Source organism: Pantoea sp. AG1095, from assembly GCF_003208415.1.
Lineage (GTDB): Bacteria > Pseudomonadota > Gammaproteobacteria > Enterobacterales > Enterobacteriaceae > Pantoea > Pantoea leporis.
The window spans coordinates 182,550-196,311 of sequence record NZ_QKMJ01000005.1 but is presented as its reverse complement, the minus strand read 5'-3'; the positions used below and the strand labels follow the sequence as shown (position 1 = coordinate 196,311).

Annotated in this window: 10 protein-coding genes; 7 read left to right on the top strand and 3 right to left on the bottom strand. The window is 51.5% G+C overall.

Annotation, left to right across the window (positions count from 1 at the left end):
* Window positions 1-21 precede the first annotated feature (21 nt).
* A complete protein-coding gene (locus tag DEU53_RS12990; RefSeq protein WP_110867383.1) occupies window positions 22-3,654 on the bottom strand; it encodes an ATP-binding protein in 3,633 nt (1,210 codons plus the stop codon).
* A 482-nt stretch (window positions 3,655-4,136) separates the two neighbouring features.
* Between DEU53_RS12990 and DEU53_RS12985 the strand changes: the two genes are divergently transcribed.
* From DEU53_RS12985 to DEU53_RS12970, 4 genes are all read left to right on the top strand, one after another.
* On the top strand, window positions 4,137-4,838 hold the full coding sequence (locus DEU53_RS12985) for a response regulator transcription factor (protein ID WP_101762921.1): 702 nt from the start codon (window positions 4,137-4,139) through the stop codon (window positions 4,836-4,838).
* 170 nt (window positions 4,839-5,008) lie between these two features.
* Window positions 5,009-6,040, top strand: coding sequence for an L-idonate 5-dehydrogenase (gene idnD, locus DEU53_RS12980; protein ID WP_110867381.1), 1,032 nt, complete (start codon window positions 5,009-5,011; stop codon window positions 6,038-6,040).
* 9 nt (window positions 6,041-6,049) lie between these two features.
* Window positions 6,050-6,814: a gluconate 5-dehydrogenase gene (idnO, locus tag DEU53_RS12975; RefSeq protein WP_110867379.1), complete on the top strand. Its 765-nt coding sequence runs from the start codon at window positions 6,050-6,052 to the stop codon at window positions 6,812-6,814.
* A 78-nt stretch (window positions 6,815-6,892) separates the two neighbouring features.
* Complete coding sequence (locus DEU53_RS12970; RefSeq protein ID WP_008103467.1) at window positions 6,893-8,212, top strand: gluconate:H+ symporter; 1,320 nt, start codon at window positions 6,893-6,895, stop codon at window positions 8,210-8,212.
* Window positions 8,213-8,242: 30 nt separating this feature from the next.
* Here DEU53_RS12970 and DEU53_RS12965 read toward each other — a convergent pair whose 3' ends face one another.
* Window positions 8,243-8,962 (bottom strand): polyphenol oxidase family protein, encoded by a 720-nt coding sequence (locus DEU53_RS12965; RefSeq protein WP_110867378.1) that lies wholly within the window; start codon window positions 8,960-8,962, stop codon window positions 8,243-8,245.
* Between the two features lie 109 nt (window positions 8,963-9,071).
* Here DEU53_RS12965 and DEU53_RS12960 point away from each other — a divergent pair, with 109 nt between their 5' ends.
* On the top strand, window positions 9,072-9,881 hold the full coding sequence (locus DEU53_RS12960; RefSeq protein ID WP_101762925.1) for a 5'-nucleotidase, lipoprotein e(P4) family: 810 nt from the start codon (window positions 9,072-9,074) through the stop codon (window positions 9,879-9,881).
* 682 nt (window positions 9,882-10,563) lie between these two features.
* Complete coding sequence (locus tag DEU53_RS12955; RefSeq protein ID WP_110867376.1) at window positions 10,564-12,039, top strand: SulP family inorganic anion transporter; 1,476 nt, start codon at window positions 10,564-10,566, stop codon at window positions 12,037-12,039.
* 129 nt (window positions 12,040-12,168) lie between these two features.
* Here the strand turns inward: DEU53_RS12955 and DEU53_RS23080 are convergent, their stop codons facing one another.
* Complete coding sequence (locus DEU53_RS23080) at window positions 12,169-12,426, bottom strand: hypothetical protein (RefSeq protein ID WP_199559720.1); 258 nt, start codon at window positions 12,424-12,426, stop codon at window positions 12,169-12,171.
* Here DEU53_RS23080 and DEU53_RS12950 point away from each other — a divergent pair.
* On the top strand, window positions 12,334-13,758 hold the full coding sequence (locus DEU53_RS12950) for a GGDEF domain-containing protein (protein ID WP_110867375.1): 1,425 nt from the start codon (window positions 12,334-12,336) through the stop codon (window positions 13,756-13,758). The genes DEU53_RS23080 and DEU53_RS12950 overlap by 93 nt on opposite strands.
* Window positions 13,759-13,762: the final 4 nt, after the last annotated feature.

The window sequence follows — 13,762 nt, the reverse complement described above, 5'->3', positions numbered from 1 at the left end:
TGTCTCGATAAGATTATGATTCTATAAATCTTGATGTTTTTTCAGGCGATGTTTCTCAAATTCTTGTAAGGACTCATTAACACGTTTCATTTCCTCGACAATCTGCTGAATTAACACTTGCGGATCGAGGGCTTCCTCGCGGTGTTTCTCCAACTTGCGGCCCAGTTCAGTCAAGTTTGGAGCATTTAGCATTGCTGCTCCTCCTTTTAATTTGTGACCCAGCTGTGACAGGGCGCTGGCATCATCGGTTTGCTGAAGTGATACCAACAACTCTTCGTGGCTGGTTCGTATGCTATTGAGTAACACCAGACAACCTTCACTATCCTGTTCGGCCAGTTGTGTTAACAGCTTTGGGAAAGAGGAGATACTCGCTGCCGGCGGGGCCTGGATTTCTGGTTTTATGGCGCTGCGCCGGGTACAACGTGCAACCTGAGCAAGTAAGCTCTCTAAATCCAGCGGCTTGAAAAGACAATCGTTCATTCCCGCCTGAAGGCAGCGTTGCATAATATGCTGCTCAGCCGATGCAGTCAGGCCGAATAGCATGATCGGTGTTAACTGATGCTCATGCTCGTATAGACGCAGCGCTTCAGCGAACTGAAAGCCGTTCATGCCCGGCATATTACAGTCTGTGATGATGAGGTCGAAACGTAATGGATCCTGCTGCCATAACGTCAGTGCTTCTGCCGCACTTTCACTCACCATGACTTGATGGCCGGCCAGTTCAAGCTGTTTCCCAAGCAGTAATCGGTTGGGTGCGTGATCATCGATGATCATCACGGAGAGCTTGTCGGAGATCAGCGGCTGCGACAAATGAGGCTGTGTTTGATCCTGCGGTTCACCGGGCAAGGCACGGAAATAAAAAGAGAACACCGCGCCTTCCCCTGGCGCACTTTCCACAATCAGCTCACCGTCCAGTAGATGCGCCAGATTACGACAAATGCTTAATCCTAATCCGGTGCCAATTTGCTGCTGCTGACGATCGCCCACCTGCACAAAAGGTTCGAAGATGGCGTGCTGTTGGTCCTCCGTCATGCCACAACCTTGATCGCTAACTTCGATCACGAATTCACAACCGTCCTCCTCCTGCGCAATGCCCTGCATGAGTACGACAGTGACAGTGCCGTAATCGGAAAACTTAATGGCGTTGCTCAATAGGTTGGAGAGAATTTGATTCAGCATCAATGGGTCTGTTTTCACCCAGTAAGCAGCAATATCCATCTCTACCCGCAGTTCAAGTCCCTTAATCTCTGCTTTATTACGGAATAGCGTAACCGCTTGATCGAGAACATCAGGAAGGTAGACCGTTTCTAACGTTGGTTGATAAAGGCCGGACTCGATTTTCGACAAATCGAGAATATCGCCAATCAATGACAGCAACGCGCGTGCCGAATGGTACGCAACCCGGATGTTCTCTGAGAGTGAATCAGCCGGTTGCAAGCGAGTTTCGAGCTCCAGTAAGCCAATCATGGCATGCAGTGGCGTGCGGATTTCATGGCTCATGCTGGCAAGAAATTCACTTTTGGAGCGGTTGGCTTTATCAGCCACATCTTTGGCGAGTTGTAACTCCTGCAGCAGCGCATTGCGTTCAGTGACATCCAGCCAGCCCCCAATAACACCTGCGACATCACCGTGCCGATCGCGAAACGGCAGTATCCAGTGATAAAGCTGGAATGTCCGCTGTTCAAAATCCATGTGTATATCGCGCATGACGGCTTCGCCATCCAGTAAGGTTTTTTGATAGCCATCTTCAATACTGTGAATACTGGCGTTATTGCCAGTGAGAACATCCGACAGTCGTTTACCGATGACATCTTCTCGCTGGAAATCCATAAAACGTAGGTAGGCATTGTTGCAATCCACTAATCGGGTTTGTTTATCGCGGATATACATGGCAACGGGCGAGTCATTGAAGAGTGTATGGGTGAAATTGAGCTGATTTTTCAATGCATTTTCAGCCTGAATACGCTGCTGAATAACCTTCCGCAGATGACGGTTCCACAGCAAAATAAGGGCTATCAATCCGGCCGAGACGGACACGATCAGCAAGATAACTTGTTTGTAACTCTGCCATGAAGCACTGAGGAACGGCATCTCTGACTGACGCCAATGTGCCAGCAACTTGAACATGGTTTCGGGAGGAATCGCGATCAAGGCTTTATTGAGAATGCTAATCAGCGTTTCATTACCGGGTTCAACACGCATGACAAAACGTGCCGGGTCTGCACCCAACGTGGTTTCAATAATCAGGTCATCTGCGTAATGGTTGTGGAGCAGATAATCCACAAAAATCTTTGGCAGCACTACCGCATCGATTTCATGCGCCTGCAATTCACGCAAGGCCTGCAAAGGATCGTTGATATAGGCGAGGTTCAGATGGGGATAATGCAGAAGCATCCAATCCTTCATCTGCCGATTGTTCAGCATGAGAGCCGAGCCAAAGGGAAAAGGATCCCGAGCCATAATATTCCGAGGGCGTTTATGGCGAATAATGACCCAGTGTGAAACCAGCCATGGGCGGGTTATTAACTGAGGTGGCATATCCGGGGTAAGCATCTCAAGCGCATACAGATGTGGAAAATGCTTATCGGTTTGGTTACGTCCACTTTCTTCCTGAACTTCTGAATTAAATGTAATGCCACTTTGGTTGGCTATCAGATCTAAAACATCAATGATCATGCCGCGAAACGGCATGCTTCCGTTGCGACTGCTGAGTGGAGCGAGGGTTTGCGGTAGTGCGGTGTTAATACGCGGGTGTGCCTGTAGCCATTTCTCCTCTTCATGCTTGAGTGCAAGCGGATTACGCTGCAGCACATGGTACGTATCCAGTTGCCAGCGCTTCGCTATCTGCATGCGAATAGAGAGAGGAATTTGTGTTAAGGCAAAATTAATCGCTTCGGCAAGTTGTGGATAACGCGGGCTAATGCCAAAGCTGAAATTCATCGGAATAGCGTGGTTATCTTTGGTTATTTCCAGCGCATTTGCGAACATGAAGCGATTAAGGTGCGTAAGTGTGGCGGCATTGCCCCATACACGCTCTGTTTGGCCAAATACTGTTGCTGCGACAGCATCGTAGTAACCAGGAAAGCGAACTAAAAGGTCGCTCTTAAAAGTCTCTTCTAAATGTGCACGCATCAACGCTGAACCAGACCAGGCCATGCGATTGGGTTCATCAATTTTTAATGGAGCGTTCTGCTCAGACTTAAAACCGATCGCTGCATAATCCAGCATCCAGGGGTCGCTGGCGATCAAGGTTTGCGGCTCTGATACTGAGGGGGGGTCTACATAGATCGCCAATAGTTGCATTTCTCCGCTGGTTACGGCTTCCTGGGCCGCGCTATGGCTGGCGTAATAATGGATTTCTATTGTGGTATCCAGCATATTCTGAATCAGAGAGAGATAATCCGCACTCACGCCTTCGAATCGTCGCGTATCTATATCCATAAAAAGGGGCGGTTGTGGTTGCCCAGCGACAGCAACTTTGAGAACGTGATGACGAAACTCCGAAGAGATTGGTTCAGCCAGTTGTAAAGCAGGTTGAGCTACATCATATCGCGCCAGTAATTGCAGTTTTTTCTCTGATGCTATTAATGAACATGAAACTAAAGTCAGAAAAAATAATGCCAACAAGCGAAAAGTATTAAGATTAATTAGCACGCTGCCTTCTTAAGGTATCCATTAATGTCTATCAGGACCAGGGATTATAAAGATATTATTATCTTTCGCTCGCTCTATTCTTTTATTGTTAATATTTTGCGACCATTCTCAAATATTTGATTTTTAGCGAAAGAGAGTGGGTGATGACGATGTCACTATATGATGTTCATTTCTTAGCTTATTCAGTTAGTTAGATTGCTCCTTTTCTTTCAAGACAATTCTTATGTGGTCTTGTTAAGGAGTTAAGTCAGACTTTTCCCACTTTTACGTGAGCAGGCAAGTAAGAATCTATCACGGAAAAATATAAACCTAAAAGGGGTATATAAAAATGACCGCTATTAGGGTGACGCTATCGATTTAGAATTCTGATGTTGTGAAGGCTATTTTTTTCACAGCTGTTGTAATCGACACCATTTATTTATTGAAGCGGGTGTGACAGTCAGAATTGGACGAAGTTAATGCTGTAATAAAGGAATAAACAAATGGTATATGCACACAATAAACAAGTGCGTGTGGCTGTCCTTGATGATCACCCCATGGTCCGTACCGTTTTCGAGTTGTGTTTGAAACATGAGCCCGATATTCATTTGGTGGGTACCTGGGCTTCAAGTAATGAATTATTTAATCAGCTGAGAAGTACCGTAGTCGATGTGCTGGTACTGGATTTCCTGCTGGGTGAACGTGAACTGGATGGTTTGGCACTGGTGAAGCAACTGCGTAATCACCATCCCCAGCAAAAAATTCTGATCTCTTCTTCAATGGAGAGTCCGGCCATCGTCAAAATGGTGCTAAGTGCAGGCGTGAAAGGCTTTATTGGCAAAAGCCACAATATGCAGGAAATTACCCATGCGATTCGTCAGGTGGCGCAGGGACGTTTGTTCTTGTCTAAAGAAGTCGCCTACGAGGTTGAAAATCTCTATGTCATGAGCGAAGAGTCGCTGGATGACAGCCTCGATTTTAGCAGCAAAGGCAATATGTATGAGAAGGTGAAAACCCTCAGCCCGCGTGAAGTTGAAGTGGTGCGTTGTTTTCTCGATGGTTTGAGCGTGTCGCAAATTGCCGTGAAGTTTAAGCGCAGTCGTAAAACCGTGAGCGGGCAGAAACAATCGGCGCTGAAAAAGCTCGGTTTACGTTCGGATTCTGAGCTGTTCAAATACAGCCACGACCTGATGTCAGGCTATTAATTCTCTCCACGGGCGGCCACTTACGGCCGCCTGTTTCCTCTTCGGCATCGCAGACTTCACGTTCCAGGTAACAGCTTTTCGTAACATGTTTTTAGGTGATGTTCATCACAGTTTTAAGCCGCATAACCCGGTCTGATGGCCCCCATTGCTACAGCTCTTATGGGGACGTTATGAATATCGAAACGCAATCCGGCGTAATCACTGGAAAAAAACAAGTCAGCGTTGCGCAGCAGCAGGTGAAATGGGACGGCAAAGGTACGCTGGTGCGTATCACGCGTGGCGGCATTTGTGGATCCGATCTGCATTACTATCAGGAAGGCAAGGTCGGTAGTTTTGAGATCAAAATGCCGATGATCCTGGGCCACGAAGTGATTGGTTATGTGGTGGAGAGCGACAATCCAGCACTTAAACCCCAACAAAAAGTCGCGGTAAATCCCTCTAAGCCTTGCGGCGCGTGCAAATATTGCCAGCGCGATCAGGAAAACCAGTGCACCACCATGCGCTTCTTCGGCAGCGCCATGTATGTGCCGCACGTTGACGGCGGTTTTACCCAATACAAAGTGGTGGATAGCGCGCAATGCGTGCCGTTCCCGCAGGATGCCGATGAAACGGTCATGGTGTTCGCTGAGCCGCTGGCGGTGTGTATTCACGCCACGCAGCAGGCAGGTGATCTCACCGGCAAGCACGTGTTTATCTCAGGCGTGGGTCCGATTGGCTGCCTGATTGCGGCGGCGGCCAAAGCGCGCGGCGCGGCCTCCATTGTGTGCAGCGATATCAGCGAGCGTTCACTGGAGATGGCGCAGCAGATGGGCGCAAGCGAGGTGATTCATGCCGCCGACGGCGATTTCGCGCCCTATCTTGCCGACAAAGGCTATTTCGATGTGGCGTTTGAAGCCTCCGGCCATCCTTCTTCGCTGCAGCGCTGCCTCGATGTGGTGTGCGCCAAAGGTACGCTGGTGCAGGTTGGCATGGGCGGCACCATTCCCAATTTCCCGATCATGGCGCTGATTGCCAAAGAGATTAATCTGGTTGGTTCCTTCCGCTTTACTCATGAATTCAACACCGCCGTCGAATGGCTGGCCACCGGCGTGGTAAACCCGTTGCCGCTGTTCAGCGGTGAGTATGCCTTGCAGGATATCGATGCCGCGCTGCAGTTTGCCGGCGATAAAACCCGTGCCGCTAAAGTCCAGTTAACCTTTTAAGGAGCAGTGATGAGCCAGTTATTTTCCCTCGAAGGCAAGCGTGTGCTGCTGACCGGTTCGGCGCGCGGCATTGGATATCTGCTGGCGCGCGGCCTGGCGGAAGCCGGTGCTGAAGTGATCGTCAACGCCACTACGCACGAAGGCGCAGAGAAGGGCGCGGCGCAGCTGCGTGAGTTGGGCTTACGCGCGCACGCTAAAGCGTTTGATGTCACGCAATCGGCGCAGGTAAAACAGGCGGTAGATGAGATCGAAGCGGAGTGGGGCGCGATTGATGTGCTGGTGAATAATGCTGGCATCCAGCGTCGTCGGCCGTTCCTTGAATTCCCGGAGCAGGACTGGAATGACGTTATCGCGGTCAACCAGACCGCCGTATTCCTGGTTTCGCAAACTGTGGCGAAAAAAATGGTCGAGCGTCAGCAGGGTAAAATCATCAATATCGGTTCGATGCAGAGCGAATTAGGGCGCGACACCATCACGCCTTACGCGGCCTCCAAAGGCGCGGTGACTATGCTGACGCGCGGCATGTGCGTGGAGTTGGCGCGTCACAATATTCAGGTGAACGCCATTGCGCCGGGCTATTTCGTCACGGAGATGACTCAGGCGCTGGCTGACGATCCTGCCTTTACCGGCTGGCTAACCAAGCGCACGCCAGCCGCTCGCTGGGGCAAACCGGAAGAGCTGATTGGCGCGGCAGTGTTCCTTGCTTCCAATGCATCGAACTTCGTTAACGGGCATCTGCTGTTCGTTGACGGTGGCATGCGCGTCGCCGTGTGATGACCGGGCGCGGCTGGCATTATCATCGGGCCGCGCCTAAACCTTAATCACCCCTCTGTATTCCTAAGGATAATAAAAATGCCAATAACCATCATTGTGCTGGGTGTGATACTGCTGCTGGTGTTGATGATTGTATTTAAGGTCAATGGCTTCATTGCTTTGGTGTTTGTCTCGGCGGTGGTCGGTATTGCCGAAGGCATGACGCCACTGAATGTAATGGCCTCGATCCAGAAAGGTATCGGCTCGACGCTGGGCGGATTAGCCATGATCCTCGGCTTCGGCGCCATGCTCGGGCGGCTGGTTTCCGATACCGGTGCCGCACAACGCGTGGCTACCACGCTGATCGCCGCTTTTGGTAAAGAGCGGCTGCAATGGGCGCTGGTGGTGACCGGACTGATCGTCGGCCTGGCGATGTTCTATGAAGTTGGCTTCGTACTGTTGCTGCCGCTGGTGTTCACTATCGTGGCGGCTGCCGGTTTGCCGCTGCTGTACGTCGGCGTGCCGATGGTCGCCGCGCTCTCGGTCACTCACTGCTTCCTGCCGCCGCATCCTGGCCCAACGGCGATTGCCACCATCTTTGGCGCCAATCTCGGTACCACGTTGCTCTACGGCATGATCATCACCATTCCAACGGTGATTATTGCCGGACCGGTTTTCTCGAAGTTCCTTAAAAGCTTTGAGAAGTCACCGCCGGAAGGGCTCTACAACCCAAAAATCTTCACGGAAGAGGAGATGCCAGGCTTCGGCATCAGTATTTTTGCCGCAGTGATTCCGGTGGTGCTGATGGCGATTGCCGCCGTCTTCGAGTTGACCACGCCGAAAGAGAACGCGCTGCGTCAGTTCTTCGAATTCATCGGTAATCCGGCAGTGGCGCTGTTTATCGCGGTGGTGATAGCGGTGCTGACGTTGGGGCTGCGCAATGGCCGTAAGATGGAAGAAGTGATGGATATGTGCGGCGAGTCGATTGCCGCCATCGCCATGATCATCTTTATCATCGCGGGCGGCGGTGCATTTAAACAGGTGCTGGTGGATAGCGGCGTGGGTAACTACATCGCCGATATGATGAAGGGATCGTCACTGTCACCGCTGCTGATGTGCTGGACGGTTGCGGCAATGCTGCGCGTGGCGCTGGGTTCAGCCACGGTGGCGGCGATCACCACCGCCGGTATTGTGACGCCAATTATCGCTGCCACGCATGCCGATCCGGCCTTGATGGTACTGGCGGTGGGTTCCGGTAGCGTGATCGCTTCACACGTGAACGATCCCGGCTTCTGGCTGTTCAAGGGCTACTTCAACCTGAGCGTGGTGGAAACCCTGAAAACCTGGACGGTGATGGAAACGTTAATCTCGATTCTCGGTTTAGCCGGCGTGTTGGCGCTCAATGCCATAATTCACTGATCGATAAAGCTTCACAAGGATGTGAAGCCCTTAACCGCGCGTGCGGATCCACGAGAAACGTGACTGATAGCCGCTGTCAAAATGGGTGTTGTAGCGATAGCTGGCACCCGATTCCGCCATGCAGTAGGTACAGACGTTCAGCACTTCAATATGTTCCGCCACCACTCCCCGCTGTAACAACAAGCCTCGCGCCAGGTTAGGCAGATCAAACCAGATTCCATCCTGCTGGGCCCGCGCCTGCGGACGGATCGCTTGTGCGTTGTGCGGCTGCTGGGTGGAGTAGGGTAACGGCGGAAGATCGTGACGATCCTGCATATGTGTCACCAGATCGTTACCCAGTTCATAGCAGCACGGCCCGATCGCTGGACCGATTACCACACGCAGCGTTTCACGGCTGGCGCCGCGCTCTAGCAGACGATCAATCGCGTTGTTCAATACACCACCGAGCGTGCCTTTTAATCCGGCGTGCACCGCCGCAACCTGCTGTTGTTGCGGGTCGGCAAATAACACCGGCAGACAATCGGCGGTATACACCGCGACCGGCAGATGATCTTCGCCAATCAAGCCATCCGATTCGCAACGCTTAGGCGGGATGTTTTGGCTTGCCAGCAACACATTGGCGCTGTGACGCTGTTGACCATAAGCCGCCTCTGCCGGAACGGGCTGGCCAGCCGGCTGAAAGGCGTATTCCAGCCAGGAAAAGTCATCCAATAGTCTTGATCGTGGACCGCTGTGGGGGTGCTGTACCATAAGTGTCTCCTCTCACCAAACCGCTGCTTTCTGCTGCCCACAGCTTACGTTAACTGCTACATTTTTAAAGCTTTACAAAAACTGACCCTAATCACTTAAGGATGAAATGATGAAGAAAACCACCTTGCTGGCGGCATCCGGCTTAATGGCGCTGGCATTAACCGGTTGTGCGCAGCCTTCTAAACAGCAGGCTCAGCAGCAGCTCGGCCAGCAATCGGTGCTGGCAGTAAACTGGTTCCAGCAATCCGGCGAATATCAGGCATTGAGTTGGCAGGCATTTAACAGCGCGCGCATGGCCTTCGATCAGGCGCCATCGCTGGCGGGTAAACCGAAAGCGGTTATCGTCGATTTAGATGAAACGATGATTGATAACAGCGCCTACAGCGCGTGGCAGGCGAAAAACGGCCAGCCCTTCTCGGGTAAAACCTGGTCAGCGTGGACGCAGGCGCGTCAGGCAACGGCCGTTCCGGGCGCAGTGGAGTTTGCCAACTACGTCAACAGCCACGGCGGCACTATGTTCTATATCTCCAACCGCGACCAAAAAGATTTTGCCGCAACGGTGGAGAACCTGAATAAGCTGGGCTTCAGCGGCGTGAGCGAGAAAACGGTGCGCTTGAGCACCGGCAATTCTAATAAGCAAGAGCGCTTCGACGCGGTGAAGAATGCCGGTTACAACGTGGTGCTGTATGTGGGCGACAACCTGAATGACTTTGGCGGTTCAACCTGGCATCAGGGAAATGCGCAGCGTCAGCAGTTCGTTAGCCTTAATCATCAGCGTTTTGGCACCCAATTCATCGTGTTACCGAACCCGCTGTATGGCGACTGGGAAAGTGGCATGGCGGAAAACTACAACAAACTCACGCCTGAGCAGCAACTGCAGGTGCGTGAAGCGCGTATGAAAGCGTGGAACGGTAAATAATTTGTCAGGTAAAATAGCGTCTGCTTAGGCAGGCGCATTCATGTCCTTTTCAGGTCCATCAATATTTACATAACTCCGTAACTATTATTCCCCTCACTGTTTTCCTGATCTCTTACTAAATTCATGGCAACTGAATAGCGAAATATCTTGTCTTATTTGCTGAATGGCAGTGAATCGCACTAATCATAAATTTTTTAATTAGGAATTCTCCCAGCTCATAAGGATTAAATTATAGCGTCGCTAAAATGGCATATAATTTTTGCGTGTATTTTTTTGTAATTGCACCGAAAATATCACATTTAAAATCGCTCTTATTTAATTGTTAATAATGCTTTTTATCGATCCTGCTCATCATTCCGCACCTTGCATAAACTTACCTGATTCATACGTTTATTGAAGTTTTGTTTACAAAAAGATTCGTTTTGTCGACGTCAGAAATATTCATGATGCAAGGTAATGCTTAAGCGTCTATAAACTATTTTTGTGAGGAAGTTCTGCTTTCATCCTCAATGGTTCTCCATAGCCGCGTTTAATGACGTCGCTATCTGCCTGAAAGCGATCTTTTTAAATGTTGAGAGAAGATTATTGTGATGACCCTGAAACCCTTATTAGTGATAAATCGTACTCTGGCTTTGCGGCGCCGCGCGCGGTTAATTCAGCCATTTGCAGAGGAATCAACGCCATGAATTTAAGCACGCTTCGTCAGGATATTCCGGCTGGTTTGGTGGTGTTTCTGGTCGCGCTGCCGCTCTGTCTTGGCATCGCGCAGGCGAGTGGATTGCCGCCCTTTGCGGGTCTGCTCACCGGCGTGATTGGTGGGTTGCTGGTGACTGCGCTGAGCCCCTCGCGTTTTGCGGTTAGTGGTCCGGCGGCGGGATTGGTAACGATTGTGGTCGCATCGATCGCCACACTAGGCAGCTTTTCCGCCTTTCTCACCGCGCTGATTCTGGCGGGTGCGTTGCAGTGCCTGTTTGGCTTACTGCGTGCAGGACGTTTTATCGCCTTAGTCCCGAGCAGCGTGATTAAAGGCATGCTGGCGGCGATTGGTATTTTGCTGATTATGCAGCAAATTCCGGTAGCATTCGGCGCGGCGGGCGATGTTGAGCTGTTGTCGCTGGTAAACGGGGAATTTCATTTTTCCAGCAGCGCGATGCTGGTTGCTGGCGTGGGATTGGCTATTTTATGGCTGTGGACCACGCCGCTGATCAAGGCAGTTAAAGTGCTGAGCTGGATGCCCGGTCCGCTGGTAGCGGTGCTGGTGGGCTGTGCGGCGACGGTGTTTGGCGATCGCCTGTTTCCAGCGTTAGCTGATGGCTTGCCGCGTATCGCGCTGCCCGCGTTCGACAGCATGTCGGCGCTGGTGGCTGAACTTGAAACGCCAGACTGGCAAGCGTGGCAGAATCCTGCGGTGTGGATGGTGGCGATCACGCTGGCGCTGGTCGCGAGCCTTGAAACGCTGCTCAGCCAGGAAGCGCTGAAGAAACTGCGTCCGCAACATCCTGCACCTTCACCCAACAAAGAGATGTTTGCGCAGGGCATTGGTAACCTGACCGCTGGTTTCCTTGGCGCGATGCCGATTACTGCAGTGATTGTGCGCAGTTCGGTGAACGTCAGCGTTGGCGCGCAAACCAAACTGTCGATTCTGATTCATGGTGTGCTGCTGTTAATCTGCGGCCTGTGGTTCAGTAATCTGCTTAACGCGATTCCCCTTGCCAGCCTTGCGGCGGTGCTGCTTTATACCGGCTATAAGCTGGCCACGCCGCGCCTGTTCATTGAGCAGATGCGCATGGGACCGCAGCAATATGTGCCATTCCTTGCCACCATTGGCGGCATTATTGTGTTTGGCATGCTGGCCGGCATCGGAATTGGCATCGCTACGCAAATCCTCTACAGCATCTATAAAAGCCATCGCAACGCCTTGCAGCTTACGCGACATGACGATCACTACGTTTTACGCCTGCAGCAAAATCTGACCTTTATGCACAATCCAAAGCTGCAGGGATTGCTGGCGGAGATTCCTGAAAACAGCGTGGTGATTGCTGAGCACGGCAATGCCCAATATATGGATCCCGACGTTAAAGCGGTGCTAAAAGACTTTGGTGAAAACGCACGTGAACGTGGCATTCGTCTGAGTCAATGGCCTGTTGCGGTGAAATAGCCATAAGTCAGTGCTGGAACAACCGTTTTTAAAACTAAAAATCGGATATCTCGGATAGCCGATTTTTTTATTTACAGGGCATAATTGCCACAAGTTTTATCCTTTGTCTCTGGCGTTTCCACAATGCCATTAGGCGCGACGCTGCTTTTTATGGCAGGTGAGCGCCGCCCAGCCGCAGAGTAGGATGACGAACACTTGCTTAATTACCGAATCATCGCACGGGTATTTCCGGTTTAATGCTTGCTGATGCTTAGGGTTGATGCAGGCACTTTCCAGGTTACAGGGTTCAGACGTATGCGCGTTATGCTGTTTGAAGAGAATAATTTTAAAAAGAATGCCCTCACGCTGTTCTTCATTACGCTGTTTTTCTGCTTTATCGGCAGCCATTTACGCATCCCTGAAGAGTTCTCACTATTCTGGCCGGTGAATGCGCTGGTGGCGGGATTAATAGTGAGGAATCCGTTTTTGCACACTACCTCCAGCTATCTGGTGTGCTTCAGTGCGATGATTTTTAACGACACGGTATTTTCCGGCTGGGCGCTGCCAGCGTTTACCGTCAATTTTGCCAACATTCTGTTTATTCTCGTCGCGGTTAGCATGCTGATCAAACATCTGCAACGTCCTTCCGCCCACAGCCAGGTGTTCAATGCCATGCGCATTTTTCCCGCCTGTTTTCTTGGCGCGGCGGCTTGTGCAACCTGGGGCGCGTGGGCACAGGATATTGATTTCAATGCGCGCTTTATTGTGGCGTGGAGCGACTGGTTCAGCGAACAGTTCTCTACTTCGCTGATGCTGCTGCCGGTGATGCTGGCACGCCCGCTGCGAACGGTTTCACCGCGCACCTTAATGCATCCCGGCAAATTGCTGCCGCTGGCGGCGGTGATTCTATCGCTGACTGTTGGGGCACTAATTGGCGGGGCCGGTAGCCTGACATTCCCGGTTCCTGCGCTGATCTGGTGCGCCATTGTGTTACCGATTCCATTGACTAGTTTAGTGATCCTGATAACCGGTATCACGGAGATTGTGCTGGTGTCGCATGGTGTGATGAACATCCAGGGAGACGATGCACTGCTACCGATTAGCCATCTCACCTCGGCACGCCTTGGCGTCGCCACCGTTGCGCTCAGCCCGCTGCTGGTGGCGGTGAGCATGGATGCCATTCGCCAGTTAAATCATCGCCTTGCACTCCGCGCTAATTTTGATTTTCTCACCCAGTTGCTGTCCCGTTCCGGTCTGTATGAAAGCTTAAGAAATGAACCTTTCTCGCTACAACGGGAAGCAGGCGTTATTATGCTTGATGTCGACTATTTCAAAGCCATCAACGACAATTTTGGCCACGATGCCGGTGATTGCGTGCTGGAAGAGATTGCGCGGCGCATTCAGCGCGTGGTTGGCAATCGTGGCATGGTGTGTCGCTTTGGTGGCGAAGAGTTTGTGATGGTGATGTTCGATTGTAGCCATAGCCAGCTTTACCAACTCGCCGAAACGGTACGTCAGGCGATGGTCAAAGAGAAGTTCTGGATTCAGGGCAACACGGTGACGGTAACTGCCAGTTTAGGTCTGGCGCGCGGCAGTGCGCAGAACGAACGTGAATGGCCAAGCGTGATCAATCGCTTAGTGTCAGCGGCGGATAAGAATCTTTATCTTTCCAAACGCAATGGCCGTAATCAAACCTCACCGGCGATGGAGCCGCGCAGCATGATGAATGACGTGGCCTGAGCCA